General features: G+C 58.6%; 13 protein-coding genes. 10 read left to right on the plus strand and 3 right to left on the minus strand.

From position 1 onward, the window contains the following. Positions 1 to 15 precede the first annotated feature (15 nt). The 6 genes from ACYZTU_RS08500 to flgE all read left to right on the plus strand — a co-directional run bounded on the left by ACYZTU_RS08500 (position 16) and on the right by flgE (position 5,005). Positions 16 to 948, plus strand: coding sequence for a chemotaxis protein CheV (locus ACYZTU_RS08500; protein ID WP_282375618.1), 933 nt, complete (start codon positions 16 to 18; stop codon positions 946 to 948). Between the two features lie 46 nt (positions 949 to 994). Then, the gene (gene cheR, locus ACYZTU_RS08505) at positions 995 to 1,822 is read left to right on the plus strand and encodes a protein-glutamate O-methyltransferase CheR (RefSeq protein WP_008147958.1); all 828 of its coding nucleotides are present in this window, start codon (positions 995 to 997) and stop codon (positions 1,820 to 1,822) included. Between the two features lie 233 nt (positions 1,823 to 2,055). Next, positions 2,056 to 2,463 carry a flagellar basal body rod protein FlgB gene (flgB, locus tag ACYZTU_RS08510; RefSeq protein ID WP_282375620.1) on the plus strand — a complete coding sequence of 136 codons (408 nt, stop codon included), beginning with the start codon at positions 2,056 to 2,058 and terminating at the stop codon, positions 2,461 to 2,463. Positions 2,464 to 2,466: 3 nt separating this feature from the next. Further along, positions 2,467 to 2,910 (plus strand): flagellar basal body rod protein FlgC, encoded by a 444-nt coding sequence (gene flgC, locus ACYZTU_RS08515; RefSeq protein WP_007899122.1) that lies wholly within the window; start codon positions 2,467 to 2,469, stop codon positions 2,908 to 2,910. Positions 2,911 to 2,925: 15 nt separating this feature from the next. Beyond that, the gene (gene flgD / locus ACYZTU_RS08520) at positions 2,926 to 3,648 is read left to right on the plus strand and encodes a flagellar hook assembly protein FlgD (RefSeq protein ID WP_461969374.1); all 723 of its coding nucleotides are present in this window, start codon (positions 2,926 to 2,928) and stop codon (positions 3,646 to 3,648) included. A gap of 31 nt (positions 3,649 to 3,679) precedes the next feature. Next, a complete protein-coding gene (gene flgE, locus ACYZTU_RS08525; RefSeq protein WP_461969376.1) occupies positions 3,680 to 5,005 on the plus strand; it encodes a flagellar hook protein FlgE in 1,326 nt (441 codons plus the stop codon). A gap of 255 nt (positions 5,006 to 5,260) precedes the next feature. On the opposite strand, the gene ACYZTU_RS08530 is transcribed toward flgE, so the two are convergent. After that, positions 5,261 to 8,155: a ribonucleoside-diphosphate reductase subunit alpha gene (locus ACYZTU_RS08530; RefSeq protein WP_282375625.1), complete on the minus strand. Its 2,895-nt coding sequence runs from the start codon at positions 8,153 to 8,155 to the stop codon at positions 5,261 to 5,263. A 732-nt stretch (positions 8,156 to 8,887) separates the two neighbouring features. Between ACYZTU_RS08530 and ACYZTU_RS08535 the strand changes: the two genes are divergently transcribed. Together ACYZTU_RS08535 and ACYZTU_RS08540 are read left to right on the plus strand one after the other, a co-directional pair. Continuing rightward, positions 8,888 to 9,601 (plus strand): response regulator, encoded by a 714-nt coding sequence (locus ACYZTU_RS08535; protein WP_461969378.1) that lies wholly within the window; start codon positions 8,888 to 8,890, stop codon positions 9,599 to 9,601. Further along, complete coding sequence (locus tag ACYZTU_RS08540; RefSeq protein ID WP_461969380.1) at positions 9,598 to 11,208, plus strand: ATP-binding protein; 1,611 nt, start codon at positions 9,598 to 9,600, stop codon at positions 11,206 to 11,208. Before ACYZTU_RS08535 ends, ACYZTU_RS08540 begins: the two co-directional genes overlap by 4 nt. A 71-nt stretch (positions 11,209 to 11,279) precedes the next feature. Here ACYZTU_RS08540 and ACYZTU_RS08545 read toward each other — a convergent pair whose 3' ends face one another. Beyond that, on the minus strand, positions 11,280 to 12,005 hold the full coding sequence (locus ACYZTU_RS08545; protein ID WP_461969382.1) for a 4'-phosphopantetheinyl transferase family protein: 726 nt from the start codon (positions 12,003 to 12,005) through the stop codon (positions 11,280 to 11,282). Between the two features lie 577 nt (positions 12,006 to 12,582). Between ACYZTU_RS08545 and ACYZTU_RS08550 the strand changes: the two genes are divergently transcribed. Then, the gene (locus ACYZTU_RS08550) at positions 12,583 to 12,945 is read left to right on the plus strand and encodes a DUF6124 family protein (RefSeq protein ID WP_461969384.1); all 363 of its coding nucleotides are present in this window, start codon (positions 12,583 to 12,585) and stop codon (positions 12,943 to 12,945) included. A gap of 53 nt (positions 12,946 to 12,998) precedes the next feature. On the opposite strand, the gene ACYZTU_RS08555 is transcribed toward ACYZTU_RS08550, so the two are convergent. Further along, positions 12,999 to 13,997: an AraC family transcriptional regulator gene (locus ACYZTU_RS08555; RefSeq protein WP_461969386.1), complete on the minus strand. Its 999-nt coding sequence runs from the start codon at positions 13,995 to 13,997 to the stop codon at positions 12,999 to 13,001. Between the two features lie 338 nt (positions 13,998 to 14,335). On the opposite strand from ACYZTU_RS08555, the gene ACYZTU_RS08560 reads away from it, so the two are divergent. Beyond that, on the plus strand, positions 14,336 to 15,670 hold the full coding sequence (locus ACYZTU_RS08560; protein WP_461969388.1) for a dicarboxylate/amino acid:cation symporter: 1,335 nt from the start codon (positions 14,336 to 14,338) through the stop codon (positions 15,668 to 15,670). The last annotated feature ends 70 nt before the right edge of the window (positions 15,671 to 15,740 follow it).

A 15,740-nucleotide genomic window follows, 5' to 3' on the forward strand; every position in this document is an offset into this window, starting at 1 on the left:
TGTAGGAGTCTGTGCATGGCTGGTGTAATGGATGCGGTAAACCAGCGCACGCAACTGGTAGGGCAGAATCGCCTTGAGCTGTTGTTGTTCCGTCTTGACGGTCAGCAGCTTTATGGGATCAACGTGTTCAAGGTTCGGGAGGTGCTGCAATGCCCCAAACTGACGCTGATGCCAAAATCCAGTCCTGTCGTGTGCGGTGTGGCAAGTATTCGGGGGGCGACCATTCCGATTCTTGATCTGGCGATGGCGACCGGTTCCGGTGCGCTGAAAGATCAAAGCAATCCCTTCGTGATCATCACGGAGTACAACACCAAGACCCAGGGTTTCCTGGTGCGATCGGTGGAACGCATCGTCAATATGAATTGGGAGGAGATTCATCCGCCACCCAAGGGCACGGGACGCGACCATTACCTGACGGCTGTGACTCGGGTCGACAATCAGTTAGTCGAAATCATCGACGTCGAGAAAGTGCTGGCAGAAGTGGCGCCGACACCGGAAGCGATTTCCGTCGGCGTGGTGGATGTCGAAACCCAGCACAAGGCGCTTTCCTTGCGAGTACTGACGGTCGATGACTCGTCGGTGGCGCGCAAGCAGGTGACCCGTTGCCTGCAGACGGTCGGTGTTGAAGTGGTGGCGTTGAACGATGGTCGGCAAGCGCTGGATTACCTGCGCAAACTGGTCGACGAGGGCAAGAAGCCGGAAGAAGAGTTCCTGATGATGATTTCCGACATCGAGATGCCGGAGATGGACGGGTATACCCTCACGGCCGAGATCCGCAGCGACCCTCGCATGCAAAAGCTTCACATCATCCTGCATACTTCGTTGTCGGGTGTATTCAATCAGGCGATGGTCAAGAAGGTCGGTGCCGATGACTTCCTTGCCAAATTCCGTCCTGATGACCTGGCATCCCGGGTAGTCAACCGGATCAAAGCAGCAGACATCAGCTAGGGGCCTTCTGCCCCTGGCGGTTAACACGATTTAAGAGGCGGCATCTTTGTCTACGGGTAATTTGGATTTCGAACAGTTCCGGGTCTTCCTGGAAAAAGCCTGTGGCATTTTGCTCGGTGAAAACAAGCAATACCTGGTCTCAAGCCGTCTCAACAAACTGATGGAACAGCAAGGCATCAAGTCCCTGGGTGAGCTGGTCCAGCGCATCCAGACCCAGCCACGCAGCGGTTTGCGCGAGATGGTAGTGGATGCCATGACCACCAACGAAACCCTGTGGTTTCGTGACACCTATCCGTTTGAAGTCTTGAAGAACAAGGTGCTGCCCGCCGCGATCAAGGCCGCCCCTGGCCAGCGTCTGCGGATCTGGTCGGCGGCGTGTTCGTCGGGTCAGGAACCGTATTCGCTGTCGATGTCGATCGATGAGTTCGAGCGCGTGAACATGGGCCAGTTGAAGATGGGCGTGCAAATCGTTGCCACCGACCTGTCCGGCACCATGCTGACCAACTGCAAGACCGGCGAGTACGACAGTCTGGCCATCGGCCGTGGTCTGTCGCCCGAGCGCCTTCAGCGTTACTTCGACCCGAAAGGGCCAGGGCGTTGGGCCATCAAGGCACCAATCAAGAGCCGGGTGGAGTTTCGCTCGTTCAACCTGCTCGACAGCTACGCGAGCCTCGGCAAGTTCGACATCGTGTTCTGCCGCAACGTGCTGATCTACTTTTCCGCCGAGGTGAAGAAGGACATCCTGTTGCGTATTCACAGCACGTTGAAGCCAGGCGGTTATCTGTTCCTCGGTGCTTCCGAGGCGCTGAACGGTTTGCCGGACCATTACCAAATGGTCCAATGCAGCCCGGGGATCATTTACCAGGCGAAGTGATTCGTTGACGGTATAAAAAAACGGGAGTCCTCAGGGACTCCCGTTTTTTTTGCCTGCGATTTTTGGGAGGCGAGCGGCAGAAAAGCGGCAGGCGGCGGAAATCGGTTGCCGCTTTTCTGGCATTGCCACGTTGCCACTGCCCGCAAAGCCCCGGATTACGGCCTTTTTTGAATTGGCACGCCGCTTGCTTTGTCTCTGTTACGAAAAATCAGGTCACCCGAAGGTTTCCCGACATGAGCATCAGCTTCGATAAAGCGCTCGGTATCCACGAACAAGCCCTGGGCTACCGCGCTCAGCGTGCCGAAGTCCTGGCCAACAACATCGCCAACGCCGACACCCCGAACTACAAGGCTCGGGATCTGGACTTCTCGAAAGTGCTCGCCGAGCAGAACGAGAAGACCAAGAGCGGCACTTTCGCCTTGAACATGACCAACAACCGTCATATCGAAGCCGAAGGACTGGGCAATGGCGACGAGTCGCTGCTGTATCGCACGCCGATGCAACCGTCGATCGACCAGAACACCGTGGACGCCCAGCTTGAACAGTCGAACTACGCGGAAAACGCCGTCGGCTTCCAGGCCAGCTTCACCCTGCTCAACAGCAAATTCAAAGGGCTGGTATCAGCCCTGCGCGGAGAGTAAGCCATGTCTCTATCCAGTGTTTTCAACATTGCCGGTAGCGGCATGAGTGCCCAGACCACTCGCTTGAACACCGTCGCCAGTAACATCGCCAACGCCGAGACCGTCTCCTCGAGCATCGACCAGACCTACCGTGCACGGCACCCGGTATTTGCCACCATGTTCCAGGGCGGTCAGAGCGGCGGCAGCGATTCGTTGTTCCAGAACCAGGACGCGGCCGGTCAAGGTGTGCAAGTGCTGGGCGTAGTCGAAGACCAGAGCAACCTTGAGGCGCGCTACGAGCCGAACCATCCGGCGGCCGACGGCAAGGGCTACGTCTACTACCCGAACGTCAACGTGGTGGAAGAAATGGCTGACATGATTTCCGCGAGCCGCTCGTTCCAGACCAACGCCGAAATGATGAACACCGCCAAAACCATGATGCAGAAGGTCCTGACCCTCGGTCAGTGATAAGGGGCGACTCAGATGAGTATTACCGATACCACCAGTGGCCCTAGCCTCAAAAACATCTTGGCCAACTCTTCGATCAAGACCAACACCAGTGCCGATGGCCTGGCGTCCGCGACGAACAGCGCCACCGGCAAAAAGGCCCTGGGCAAGGACGCGTTCCTGCAGTTGCTGGTAACGCAACTGAAAAACCAGAACCCGCTGGAACCGCAGGACAACGGCGAGTTCGTGGCTCAGTTGGCGCAGTTCAGTAGCCTGGAAGGGATCACTACGCTCAACACCAGCGTGAGCAAAATTGCCGCCAGCAACAGCTCGTCGCAGGCGTTGCAAGCCTCGTCGCTGGTAGGGCGCTCGGTCATCGCACCGGGAAGCAAAGCCGTGGTCGATACCTCGAAGTCGTTTGGCGGTGAGGTCGTGCTCCCGGCGTCGGTGGCGGGAGTTACGGTGAAGATCACGAACGCGGAGGGCAAGCTTGTTCGCACCATCGATCAAGGGGCTCAGGCAGCCGGCAATTCCAGCTTCATCTGGGACGGCAAGGACTCTGCGGGTAACGCCCTAACGTCGGGCACTTACTCCTTCGCGGCATCGACGACCATCGATAGCCAGGCGGTATCGCTGATCACCAACCTGCCAGCAACGGTCAACAGCGTGACCATCAGCCAGACCGGCGGTGAGTTGATGCTCAATCTGGCCGGGCTGGGCAGCATCGCCCTGTCCAAAGTTAAAACCATTGGTATGTAGAGCCGGCTAACACGGCACAAAGGAGTGGAATATGTCTTTCAATATCGGCCTTAGCGGTCTCTATGCAGCCAACAAACAACTGGACGTAACCGGCAACAACATCGCCAACGTCGCGACCACCGGTTTCAAATCGTCCCGTGCAGAATTCGAAGACGTTTATTCGGCCACCAAGCTGGGTTCCGGCAGCAAAACCATCGGTAACGGCGTGCGCCTGGCCAACGTTTCCCAGCAGTTCACCCAGGGCGACGTCAGCAATACCGGCAACGTGCTGGACATGGGTATCAACGGTTCGGGCTTCTTCGTGCTGAACAACAGCGGCTCGCTGTCCTACACCCGTGCCGGTACGTTCAAGGTCGACAAGGAAGGTTACGTCACCAACACCGACAACACCGCGCGTCTGCAGGGTTACGGTGTGGATGCCAATGGCAAGATCGTCAATGGCATTTTGACCGACCTGCGCATCGACACCTCGAACCTGGCGCCGAAAACCACCACCACTGTTTCGTCGACGATCAACCTGAACTCTACGGCATTGAATATCGATCAGGTTGCCAACCCGTTCGACCCGAGCAAGCAGGCATCCTTCACCAAGCAGTTCAGTACTCCGATTTTCGATACTCAGGGTAACTCGCACGTCATGGACCAGTACATGGTCAAGACTGGCGCGAACACCTGGAAAACCTACACCCTGATCGATGGTCGCAACCCGAACGGCAGCGACCCTAGTCCTACCGCGACCCCGCTGTCCCCGCCGGTCGCTTCGACCATGGCGTTCGACACCTCGGGCAAGCTGGTTTCGGTCACCACTCCGGCGACCCCAACGCCGATCGTCAGCCCTGACCTGAAGATCACGGGCTGGATTCCTGGCAAGGTGACCAATGGCGTGTGGGCAGCCAACGGCGCCGCCGCCGATCCGGGGGGCGTCACCCTCTCCATGACCAACACCACGCAATTCAACGCCGACACCGCGCGTTCGATTCCTGCGCAGAACGGCTACGCCACCGGCCAGATCACCAACCTGACCATCGACGGCAGCGGTGTGTTGCTGGCTAACTTCAGCAACAACCAGACCAAGCCTATTGGCCAGATCTCACTCGCCAGTTTCACCAACGAGCAAGGCCTGCAGCCAGTCGGCGGCACCAGCTGGAAAGAAACCTACGCGTCGGGTATCCCGGGCTACGATGCACCGGAAACCGGCACCCTGGGTTCGGTCGCCTCCAACTCCCTGGAAGAGTCCAACGTCAACCTGACCAATGAACTGGTCGACCTGATCAAGGCGCAAAGCAACTACCAGGCGAACGCCAAGACCATCTCCACCCAAAGCACCATCATGCAAACCATTATTCAGATGACCTGATGCGGGTTGGTTGAAAGCGCTGCACAAAGAGCCCCTCAATCGAGGGGTTTTTTGTGGCCGGAATTTTTGTCAGGAGGCAGATTTTATGTCGATCACCTGCAACCGGCACGACGCAAAACCGTGTTGACGGAAAGGCTCAGGGCGTGAAGGCGTCAGACCAGCCGCCATTTCCCTTGAGGCAAAAGAAAACCCCCGACAAACCAGAGGCCTGTCGGGGGTTTCGAGTAAGCGCCTCGCGGCGCCTACCGGCTCAGCTTATTGGCAAGCTTCGCAATCCGGCTCGTCGATGGCGCAAGCCTTCGGCACTGGAGCAGGGCCGGCAGGTGCTGCCAGGACCGAATCTTCACCGTGGTTGCCGCCGCTGGAAACAGCGTTCAGCTTGCCGGTGTTGATGGTCGACTTCTCGGTGCTGGTCGCGGCCAGCGCACGGAGGTAGTAAGTGGTTTTCAGGCCACGGTACCAGGCCATGCGGTAGGTCACGTCCAGCTTCTTGCCTGAGGCGCCAGCGATGTACAGGTTCAGCGACTGAGCCTGGTCGATCCACTTCTGACGACGGCTTGCCGCGTCAACGATCCACTTGGTGTCCACTTCGAAGGCCGTCGCGTAGAGCTCTTTGAGCTCTTGCGGGATGCGCTCAATCTGTTGCACCGAACCGTCGTAGTACTTCAGGTCGTTGATCATGACCGAGTCCCACAGGCCGCGAGCCTTCAGGTCGCGAACCAGGTATGGGTTGATCACGGTGAATTCGCCCGACAGGTTCGATTTCACGTAGAGGTTCTGGTAGGTCGGTTCGATCGACTGCGAGACGCCAGTGATGTTGGCGATGGTCGCGGTCGGTGCGATGGCCATGATGTTGGAGTTACGAATGCCTTTTTGTACACGGGCACGAACCGGTGCCCAGTCCAGGGATTCGTTCAGGTCAACGTCGATGTACTTCTGGCCGCGTTGCTCGATCAGGATCTGTTGCGAATCCAGCGGCAGGATGCCTTTGGACCACAACGAACCCTGGAACGTCTCGTAGGCACCGCGCTCATCGGCCAGGTCGCAGGAGGCCTGGATCGCGTAGTAGCTGACCGCTTCCATCGACTTGTCGGCGAACTCGACGGCAGCGTCGGAACCGTAAGGAATGTGCTGCAGGTACAAAGCGTCCTGGAAGCCCATGATGCCCAGACCGACCGGACGGTGCTTGAAGTTGGAGTTCTTCGCTTGCGGCACCGAGTAGTAGTTGATGTCGATAACGTTATCGAGCATGCGAACGGCGGTGTTCACGGTGCGCTCCAGCTTGGCGGTATCGAGCTTGCCGTTGGTGATGTGGTTCGGCAGGTTGATCGAGCCCAGGTTGCAAACGGCGATCTCGTCCTTGTTGGTGTTCAAGGTGATCTCGGTGCACAGGTTCGAGCTGTGAACCACGCCGACGTGCTGCTGCGGGCTGCGCAGGTTGCACGGGTCTTTGAAGGTCAGCCATGGGTGGCCGGTTTCAAACAGCATGGACAGCATTTTGCGCCACAGGTCTTTGGCCTGGATGGTCTTGAACAGCTTGATCTTGCCTGGGTACTGGGACAGGGCTTCGTAGTACTCGTAACGCTCTTCGAAGGCCTTGCCGGTCAGGTCATGCAGATCCGGCACTTCGGATGGCGAGAACAGGGTCCACGGGCCGTCATCGAAGACGCGCTTCATGAACAGGTCAGGGATCCAGTTGGCGGTGTTCATGTCGTGGGTACGACGACGATCATCACCGGTGTTCTTGCGCAGCTCGATGAACTCTTCAATGTCCATGTGCCAGGTTTCCAGGTAGGCACAGACAGCGCCTTTGCGCTTGCCACCCTGGTTAACGGCTACCGCGGTGTCGTTCACCACTTTCAGGAACGGAACAACGCCCTGAGATTTGCCGTTGGTGCCCTTGATGTACGAACCGAGCGCACGAACCGGCGTCCAGTCGTTGCCCAGGCCGCCCGCAAATTTCGACAACATGGCGTTGTCGTGGATCGCGTGGTAGATGCCCGACAGGTCATCCGGCACGGTGGTCAGGTAGCAGCTCGACAGCTGTGGACGCAGGGTGCCGGCGTTGAACAGGGTCGGGGTCGACGACATGTAGTCAAAGGACGACAACAGGTTGTAGAACTCGATCGCACGGTCTTCCTTGTTCTTCTCTTCGATCGCCAGGCCCATGGCCACGCGCATGAAGAAGATCTGCGGCAGTTCGAAGCGGATACCGTCCTTGTGGATGAAGTAACGGTCGTACAGGGTTTGCAGGCCCAGGTACGTGAACTGCTGATCGCGCTCGTGGTTGATCGCTTTGCCGAGTTTTTCCAGGTCGAAGGTAGCGAGGACCGGGTTCAGCAATTCGAATTGGATACCCTTGGCGATGTACGAAGGCAGGGCCTTGGCGTACAGATCGACCATTTCGTGGTGAGTGGCGCTTTCAGCAACTTCCAGGAAGCTCAAGCCTTCGGCACGCAGGGTGTCCATCAGCAGGCGAGCGGTCACGAACGAGTAGTTCGGCTCACGCTCGACCAGGGTACGGGCGGTCATCACCAACGCAGTGTTGACGTCGGTCAGGGCCACGCCGTCGTACAGGTTTTTCAGGGTTTCGCGCTGGATCAAGTCGCCGTCGACTTCTGCAAGGCCTTCGCACGCTTCGGTGACGATGGTGTTCAGGCGGCTCATGTCCAGAGGAGCAAAGGTGCCGTCGGCGCGGGTGATGCGGATCGACGGGTGAGCGTTGACCGCTTCCTCGGCCGGCGCGTGGGCGGCGCGTTCTTTCGAACGACCATCACGGTAGATCACGTAGTCGCGCGCCACTTTCTGCTCGCCGGCACGCATCAGAGCCAGTTCAACCTGGTCCTGGATTTCTTCGATGTGGATCGTGCCGCCCGATGGCATGCGACGCTTGAAGGTCGCGGTGACTTGTTCGGTCAGACGGGCAACGGTGTCGTGGATTCGCGACGAAGCGGCAGCGGTGCCGCCCTCAACTGCAAGAAACGCTTTGGTGATGGCGACGGTAATCTTGTCATCGGTGTAAGGAACGACAGTGCCGTTACGCTTGATCACGCGCAGCTGGCCAGGCGCGGTGGCGGACAGATCCGAAGTCGAATCAGCGGCCTGCGGCAAGGTGCCCTGCGGGTTCTCGCGAGTTGTGTCGGTTTGCATGGGTGTCTCCACATTCTCTATGTTTGTTTGGGCACCATCACGGTGCCCACCGTTCCGTCCTGAAGCACTACAACCGGCGAGTGCCGGGCATACCAACTTCGGGGCAGATCAGGAAGGGGTAATTGGGGCGCCGCTTCCATGCCGAAGTCTTCGGTCCCAGGCCTTGAACCTGAAACCGGGATCCTTTTGGGTGACAGTAATTGACTGCAACACCCGTACCGCTAACGCCGTTTTCGGCTCGAAAACAGTAGCCATCCGCACGCGCGGTTTGGTCTTTCAAAAATTCGTTTGGTTCAACCGGAAGAGGCAATAAAAGCGCTTGAAATTGGTGTCTGGTTTGTGTTTGGTTTTTTATGCAAAACCCTATATGTAGGGTTTTTTTGGCGCCGGGGTACAAGATAATGCGTTTTGGGGGGTGTTGCAACGTACTACCTGTGGATAAACCTGTGCGTAAATTGTGTGTGAAAGGTGGAACAGGCGTGTAGGCCGCGACGTAGCTGGAGCGGGCCGTTTTTCACTGATTTGCAATGATCGAAAACGGTCATTTGGATTTTTAAGGGCGCGAACCCTACCACAAAAAAACGTGTTGTCCGAACGCATTTACCGGCTTGTGTTCTCGGCGAGCGACGTTTATACAATCGGCCAGTGCGTACGCATTCTTATCCTCCCCAATCATTACAAAAAGACGGGCGGATCCTTCCTTATTAGAGTTGTTGGCAAGCAGAGGTCACCGTGGAACAAGAAGCCTGGCAGGTATTGATTGTCGAGGACGACCAGCGTCTGGCTGAACTGACCCGCGATTACCTGGAAGCCAATGGCCTGCGCGTATCGATCGAGGGCAATGGCGCCTTGGCCGCGGCACGGATCATCAAGGAAAAACCGGACCTGGTGATCCTCGACCTGATGTTGCCGGGCGAGGATGGCCTGAGCATCTGCCGCAAGGTCCGCGACAAGTATGATGGCCCGATCCTGATGCTCACCGCCCGCACCGACGACACCGATCAAATTCTTGGCCTCGACCTGGGCGCCGACGACTACGTGTGCAAACCGGTTCGCCCACGACTGCTGCTGGCGCGTATCCAGGCCTTGTTGCGACGCAGTGAAGTCCCTGAAGTGGCGCCGGAAAAACAACGGCGGCTGCAGTTTGGTCCGTTGGTGGTGGACAACGCGTTGCGCGAGGCCTGGCTGAATGACAACAGCATCGAACTGACCAGCGCCGAGTTCGATCTGCTCTGGCTGCTGGTGGCCAACGCCGGGCGCATCCTGTCCCGGGAAGAGATTTTCACCGCGCTGCGCGGCATTGGCTATGACGGCCAGGACCGTTCCATCGACGTGCGCATCTCGCGTATTCGACCAAAAATCGGCGATGACCCGGAGCATCCGCGGCTGATCAAGACCATCCGCAGCAAAGGTTATCTGTTCGTTCCGGAAGCCTGCACGCTGTGAACTCGATCTTCCTGCGCATTTATGGCGGCATGTGCGCGGCGCTGATTCTGGTGGCCGTACTTGGCGTGCTGGCCTTGCACTTGCTCAACCAGGTGCGCAGCGAGCAATACCGCGAACGCCTGGCCCACGGTACGTTCTCGCTGATGGCCGACAACCTGAACCCGATGAACGAAACCGAGCGCCACCGTGCCTTGCTGGTGTGGGAACGATTGCTGGGGATCCCGTTGGCACTGAAAACCTTCGCCCAGACCGACCTGGACCTCACCCAGCGCACCCGCGTGCTGCGCGGTCAGGCGCTGGTGGAACAGACCGGTCCGCACGCAGCGAAGGTTTACCGGTTGGTCAGCGACAAGCAACAGTTGGTGCTGACGGGGGAGGTCCAGCAGATCAGCGAGCAACTGGCCCGGGCGACTATTTACCTGCTGGCCGATGAACTGGTGCGTTACCCGGTGGCCGAGCAACCCGAGCGCCTGGCGCAGTTGAAGCGTGACAAAGGGTTTGGTTTCGACTTGCGGCTGGTGACGGTCGAGCAGGCGGACATGGACGAGGACCAGCGTCGCCGGGTGTCCGAGGGCGACACGGTGATGGCGCTGGGCAAGGGCGGCGATTCGATCCGGGTGTTTGCCGGCATGGTCGGTACGCCGTGGGTGCTTGAAATTGGCCCGTTGTATCAGATGAATCCTTATCCGCCGGAGTGGCTGGTGCTGATCGCCGCCCTTGGTTTGAGCCTGATCGGTTTGATCGTCTATCTGCTGGTGCGGCAACTTGAGCGCCGTTTGCGTGGCCTGGAAGCGGCCGCCACGCGCATCGCCAAGGGCAGCCTGGAAACCCGCGTTCCGGCACGCGGCGCGGACTCGGTGGGACGGCTGGCCTCGGCGTTCAACGGGATGGCCGAGCACTTGCAGCAGTTGCTGGCGATCCAGCGTGAGTTGGTGCGCGCCGTGTCTCACGAGCTGCGCACACCCGTGGCGCGACTGCGTTTTGGTCTGGAAATGATCGGCACGGCCACCACGCCGCAGGCGTTGGAAAAATACTGTGAAGGCATGGACCACGACATCGAGGACCTCGATAAGCTGGTGGACGAGATGCTCACTTACGCGCGGCTAGAGCAGGGCTCACCGGCGCTTAATTTTCAGCGGATCGATCTGGATGCGTTGGTCAATCAGGTGATCGAGGAACTGGCTCCGTTACGCGCCGAGGTCACGGTGCAGCGCGGTTTGTGCCTGTCCGCCGCTGACAACGACGATGCGTGGGTCGAGGCTGAACCGCGTTACCTGCACCGGGCGTTGCAGAACCTGGTGAGCAATGCCATGCGCCACGCTCAATCACGGGTGACCGTCAGCTATCAGGTGGGGCAGCAGCGCTGTCGGGTCGATGTCGAGGATGACGGGCCGGGCGTGCCGGAAATGGCCTGGGAGAAGATCTTCACGCCGTTCCTGCGCCTCGATGACAGCCGTACCCGCGCCTCGGGCGGGCATGGGCTGGGGTTGTCCATCGTGCGGCGGATCATCCATTGGCATGATGGCCGGGCGTTGATCAGCAAGAGCAAGAGTTTGGGCGGGGCGTGTTTCAGCCTGAGCTGGCCGAGGAATCAGGAGAAGCGGTGAGACTTTTGTTGTCTGTGAGGGCCTCATCGCGAGCAAGCTCGCGATGAGGCCCTCACAGACGCTACAAATCTTCAGGCCTTGATGCTGACCAAACTCAACAACTGCCCATCCACAATCCCGAACTGCGCATCCAGCTCAGTGCCATTGCGCCACTCGCTGGACAGATCCGTCAGCAACCGCAGCCGAACTTCACCGCTCTCGGTCCACTCCAGCACTTCGGCGTGCTCGAAATAAAAGCGCTGCTGAACAATCGGATAAAGCGCCTTGAACAGGCTTTCCTTCACCGAAAACGTCAGGGTCACCAGCATCGCCAACTGATCGCGACGGCCGGCGGTCATGCGTTGCAACTCAGGTGGGGTCAGGATTTCCCCGGACAGGCGTTCGGCCCGTTCAGGGTTGAGCAGGTTTTCCAAGTCCATCCCCAGGCCGCGCCAGTGGGCTTTCTTCGCGACAATCGCCGCGGCCCGGCCGGTGCTGTGGGTGATCGAGCCCGTGATGTGCGTCGGCCACACCGGCGCCCGGTCTTCACCAATGGCCGGGACAAAACTCAAGCCTTCCAATTGTTGCAACGCAGCCCGAGCGCACACCCGCCCGGCGAGGAACTCAGCCTGACGCTTGGCAACCGAACGCTGGATGGTGGCCGGCGGCTCGATGGCGCTGCGCTGGAAATCATCGCTGGCCAGCTGCGAGGTATCGAAGTGAGTGCTCAACAGCACCGTATCGGCCAGCGTAAACGGCAGCGGCCAATGAGCATCGAGTGGGGTGCAGCAGACGGGTAGGGCGGGGACGGGATTCATGTCGGGCATTTTGCCGGGTTGCCTTGAGGCTGGGTAGTGCAAAGGTTCAGATCGGCGGCGCGGTCTACCGGATCAACCAAAAATCTTCTTGAAAAACGCCTGCATGTCCGCCCCGGCCTTGTCCATTTCAGCCTTGAACTGATGGTGTTCTTTCGGACGCTGTCGCGAGCAAGCTCGCGATGAGGCCCACCCTTACAACGCAAATCCCACAGAAACTTAGTAATAAACAGTGATGTTTAAAACACATCTCCAGACACTCACTCAGGCTACACATCCTTGCGCCGCTGCCTACGACTACGCCAGAATCCGCCGGCTTGTGCGCCTAAGGGCCGGGCTCTATCGTTTGCCGGTCGCTGAAAAATAGCGATCGGGTTTGGTAGCCCGGATTCTGTCAGTTGCACAGCGCTACCGTTTACGGAGACTTTTATCGTTTCTGTTTTATGGTGGTCATGCGCGGGGCGTCTTCGGACGCGCCGGGGTTCCTGACGACCGGTCTACCAACCTGCGTATGGCCTCCACCCTTCGTTTGGTAGCGAGGGTGATGGCTCCTTATATTTCGCTCGTCAGGAGTTTCACTATGTTCAAAGTAACGCCCAATCCACCGGAAACAGATCCGGTATCCCCGTACGAAGCCCCCGATTCCAAAATACTCAACGAAGCCGCCGACCGCGCCCTCGATTACTACCTCAACCCGGCTGCCCACATCAAAGCCACCCCGCGCACCCCCGGCACTATGTTCATCGTCAACCCGGAGCTCGATACCGAGACCCTGCTGGCCCACGCTTGCGAGTCGCTGGCCTCGGCCAATGTCATGACCATGGACCTGGCGGATCATATGGAGGGGCCGAGTCGCAATTCGCTGTTAGGTATTGCGCAAATCATCATGCTGGGGGAGCTGGCGGTAAATCGGGCGCTGGATAACATCGATCCACAAGGCTAGCGAAAGGGCTGACGATCGTGCCCGCGCTCTGCGTGGGCACGATCTGTGGCTCTTCAGTTCTCTTTGGCGCGATAAGCCCCAGGCGTCAACCCGGTCCACTTCTTGAACGCTCGATGAAACGCCGAAGGCTCGGAAAACCCTAGCTGCTCGGCAATCTGTTGCAACGACAGATCTGCCCGCCCCAGGTGATAAATCGCAATGTCCCTTCGCAACTGATCCTTCAATTCCTGAAAACTCGACCCTTCTTCCCGCAAGTGCCGACGCAAGGTCTGTGGGCTGATGTGCAAGAGTGCGGCTACCGCTTCCAGGTCTGGCCAGCGTGAACTGTCGCGGCTGAGCAACCGGCGCAACTGACTGCTCAAACTGTCGCCATCGTCCGGGCGGGACAACAGGTCGGCGGGGGAGCGTTCGAGGAAATGTTTGAGTGTCCGTTCGTCCTGCAACAGCGCCATGCTCAGGTAGCGACTATGAAACAGCAGGCTGCTCTGGGCCGTGGAAAACTCCAGCGGGCACGGGAACAGCAAATCGTATTCGGCGCCATGTTCCGGTCTCGGGTAGCTGAACGTCGCCTGCTCCAGCCGAATGCGCTGGCCGATCAGCCAGCTGCCGAGTCGATGCCACACCATCAGTTGGCTCTCTGTGAGGAAATGATCCGGGTCCTGGAATTTCGAATCATCCAGGCTGAGGCGGATCATTTCGTCTTCGCGGGTCAGAGTCAGACGTGGACCTTCGGGGAACAGGCTGTAAAACAATAAGCCGCGATGGAGTGCTTTTTCCAGATTACGGCAGTGAATCACCGCATGGCACATCATCGCGAAGCTGCCGGTTTTACTCGGCACCGGCCCGAAACCCAGGTACTCATCGTCCAGCGCCAGCCACAAACCCTGGATCAACCGGGTGAACTGCTCAGGTGCAATTCGCGCACGCGGTTCGTCAAGCAACTCGGGGCTGATGCCCAGTTGTTGCAACAGGTGTGAATAGTCAAAACCCAACCGGCGCGCACCACCGAGGGCGGCACGGGCGAAATGACTGGCGATGGTGCGTTCACGCATAGAAGGCAGTCCGTCCATTGAACGGCGGATGGTAGCCGTGGTGGCCGACGATGAACAAGGCGGATATCCGCCAAATTGTAGGACGTGATTTAGCCGAAGGGCGGAAATCCGCCATGCCGATGTAACCGAGCAGTGACCCAGAAAAAGCTGTAACCCTTGATGTCAGAAGGCTTGCAGGATTGTTGACGAAGGTGGCACGGGGCTTGCGATACAAGCCGCAGAGGTCTGCCGTCGCGCAGCTCGATAAAACAAATCCCTCCAGTGCAGGAGGGTTCGCAAATGAGGTGTCGTTGACAACAGATGGATGTTGTCGCGGGACGCTCTTGAGGAACTTTGCAATGACGACTCGTCAGCCACTGTATAAATCCCTGTACTTCCAGGTGATCGTTGCCATCGCTATCGGCATCCTGCTCGGTCACTTCTACCCGCAGACCGGTGTGGCCCTCAAGCCGCTGGGTGACGGGTTTATCAAACTGATCAAAATGGTCATCGCGCCAATCATCTTCTGTACGGTCGTCAGCGGTATCGCCGGCATGCAGAACATGAAGTCGGTCGGCAAAACCGGCGGCTATGCGCTGCTGTACTTCGAAATTGTTTCCACCATTGCCTTGCTGATCGGTCTGGTCGTGGTCAACGTCGTGCAACCGGGCGCCGGCATGCACATCGACGTGACGACTCTGGACACCAGCAAAATCGCGGGCTTCATCTCGGCCGGTAAAGACCAGAGCATCATCGCCTTTGTCCTCAACGTGATCCCGAACACCATCGTCGGCGCCTTCGCCAACGGCGATATCCTGCAAGTGCTGATGTTCTCGGTGATCTTTGGTTTCGCCCTGCATCGCCTGGGTGCGTACGGCAAGCCGGTGCTGGACTTCATCGATCGCTTTGCTCACGTGATGTTCAACATCATCAACATGATCATGAAGCTCGCTCCGGTCGGCGCGTTCGGTGCGATGGCCTTCACCATCGGTGCCTACGGTGTCGGCTCGCTGGTGCAGCTGGGTCAGCTGATGATCTGCTTCTACATCACCTGCATCCTGTTTGTGGTCCTGGTACTGGGCGCCATCTGCCGCGCGCACGGTTTCAGCGTCATCAAACTGATTCGCTACATCCGTGAAGAACTGATGATCGTGCTGGGCACTTCCTCTTCGGAATCCGCTCTGCCACGCATGCTGATCAAGATGGAACGCCTGGGCGCGCAGAAGTCGGTTGTGGGTCTGGTGATCCCGACGGGCTATTCGTTCAACCTCGACGGTACGTCGATCTACCTGACCATGGCCGCAGTGTTCATCGCTCAGGCGACTGATACCCCAATGGACCTCACCCACCAGATCACTCTGCTGCTGGTGCTGTTGCTGTCCTCCAAAGGTGCTGCGGGCGTGACCGGCAGTGGCTTCATCGTGTTGGCGGCCACCCTGTCGGCCGTAGGTACTCTGCCGGTAGCCGGTCTGGCGCTGATCCTCGGTATCGACCGCTTCATGTCCGAAGCCCGTGCGCTGACCAACCTCGTTGGTAATGCGGTTGCGACCCTGGTCGTGGCCAAGTGGGTGAACGAGCTGGACGAAGACAAGCTGCAAGTCGAGCTGGCTTCCGGCGGTCGCGGTATCTCCGACGAGCGTGAAGAAGACGACCTGGGTGTGGCCGAAGGCCCAACCCCAGCCAGCGTCAAATAAGACGGCTGCGCTGAAAAAACCCGCTTCGGCGGGTTTTTTTTATGCCTGCGATTTGAGCGTAACGGTCACT

The sequence above is a fragment of the Pseudomonas sp. HLT2-19-2 genome (assembly GCF_054898005.1).